This is a genomic window from Arhodomonas sp. KWT, from assembly GCF_010993615.1.
In genome coordinates, this window is sequence record NZ_WNXE01000055.1 from 1 (window position 1) to 1,837 (window position 1,837).

The window sequence follows — 1,837 nt, forward strand, 5'->3', positions numbered from 1 at the left end:
CGTCCGCATGGCGGCGCTCCACCCGGCGGCGGTGCTCGCCGGGGTCGCTGCAGCGGATCTCGATGTTCACATGGCAGGCGCCGGCGCCGGTGGCGACCGACCCCCAGTCGCGGCGCGTGAGCGGCCAGGGGTTCACACAGTCGGCAATCACGTCCAGTCCGGCGCGGAGATTGTCCGCCGCGATGCGCTGCGCCAGCGCGTAGCCCTCGCTCGTGACCTCGCAGCCGCAGACCTCCCGCAACGCCTGCTCGATGGTGTCGATGCGCAGGTGGACGGCCCGGCGGTGCGACGCCAGCCGCCGGGCGAGGGTCGTCTTGCCGGTGCCCGGCAGGCCGGAGAGGATGAACAGCGTCGCGGGGCGCACGATCGTCTCCCTGAACGGTGCGGGGATGCCGGGTACAGCCCCGCAGTTAACCACGCCGACGGGCGGGGGTCCACGCGGCGCGCCCCGGGGGCTTGGCCGGCCGTGACCCGGAACGGTTAGACTGCCGCCAGTCACGATCCGCCACCACCCGGAGCCCGCCATCAGCGACCAGCGACCCGTCATTCTGATCACCGGCTGCTCCAGCGGCATCGGCGCGCACTGCGCCCATGCGCTGCACCGGCGCGGCTGGCGCGTGTTCGCCTCCGCCCGCCGGGCGGCGGACGTGGAACGACTGCAAGGCGACGGCCTGGAGACGCTGGTACTGGACGTCGCGGACGAGGACGGCGTCGCCGCGGCCGTGGCCACCCTGCTCGAACGCACCGGAGGGCGGCTGGACGCGGTGTTCTGCAACGCCGGCTACGGCCAGCCCGGCGCGGTCGAGGACCTGCCCCGCGAGGCGCTGCGCGCGCAGTTCGAGACCAACGTCCTCGGCGCCCAGGCCGTTGCCCGCCACGCGCTGCCGGTCTTCCGCCGGCAGGGTCACGGGCGAGTGGTGATGCACAGCTCCCTGCTCGGCTTCGTCGCCATGCCCTACCGCGGCGCCTACAACGCGAGCAAGTTCGCCCTGGAGGGACTGACCGACACCCTGCGCCAGGAGCTCCACGGCAGCGGGATCCACGTCAGCCTGATCCAGACCGGGCCCGTCACCAGCCGCTTCCGCGCCAACGCGGAGGCGATGTTCCGGCGCTGGATCGACGCGGAGACGAGCGCCCACCGCGAGGCCTACGCGGCCTACGCCCGCCGCCTCGCAGGCAGCGGCCGCACGCCCTTCTCCCGCGATCCGGAGGCCGTGCTCCGCCGTCTCGCCCACGCGCTGGAGTCACCGCGGCCGAAGGCGCGCTATCACGTCACCGTACCCAGCCACGTCTTCAAGGCACTGAGCCGGCTGCTCCCGACACGGCTCCTCGACCGGGTTCTGATGCGGGTGACCGCGGACGAGCGGCGCTAACCGCCGCCGCCCGCCCCGTAGCGGCGCAGCCTCGCCTCCAGTGACGCCCGCACCGCGGGCCACTCGGGCTCGATGATGCTGTAACACGCGGAGTCCCGGTGGCGCCCGTCCGGCATGACCATGTGGCGGCGCAGAATGCCCTCCTGCCTCGCCCCCAGCCGGGCGATGGCGGCGCGGGAACGCTCGTTGAGCACGTCCGTCAGGAACTCCACGCGGGCGCACCCCAGCACCTCGAACGCGTGCCGGAGCAACAGCAGCTTGGCTTCGGTATTCACCGCCGTGCGCTGCACGCCGGCCGCCAGCCAGGTGGATCCGATCTCCAGGCGCCGGTGCGCAGGCTCGATGGCACGATAGCGGGTCGTCCCCACGACCCGGCCGGTCGCGCGCCGGATCACGGCGAAGGGAAGATACCGCCCCTGTGCCTGTCCGGCGAGGGCGTCGTCGATGTAGGCGGCCATGGCCTG

3 protein-coding genes are annotated in these 1,837 nt (G+C 73.3%); 1 reads left to right on the forward strand and 2 read right to left on the reverse strand.

The window, feature by feature from the left end; genetic code table 11:
* Positions 1-364: AAA family ATPase (locus tag G7A99_RS10165; RefSeq protein ID WP_163139943.1), on the reverse strand; the 364-nt coding region annotated here is incomplete at its 3' end.
* Between the two features lie 160 nt (positions 365-524).
* On the opposite strand from G7A99_RS10165, the gene G7A99_RS10170 reads away from it, so the two are divergent.
* Complete coding sequence (locus tag G7A99_RS10170) at positions 525-1,373, forward strand: SDR family NAD(P)-dependent oxidoreductase (protein ID WP_205599801.1); 849 nt, start codon at positions 525-527, stop codon at positions 1,371-1,373.
* On the opposite strand, the gene G7A99_RS10175 is transcribed toward G7A99_RS10170, so the two are convergent.
* The coding region (locus G7A99_RS10175) for a GNAT family N-acetyltransferase (RefSeq protein WP_163139945.1) at positions 1,370-1,837 on the reverse strand (468 nt) is incomplete at its 5' end. The two genes, G7A99_RS10170 and G7A99_RS10175, sit on opposite strands and share 4 nt — an antisense overlap.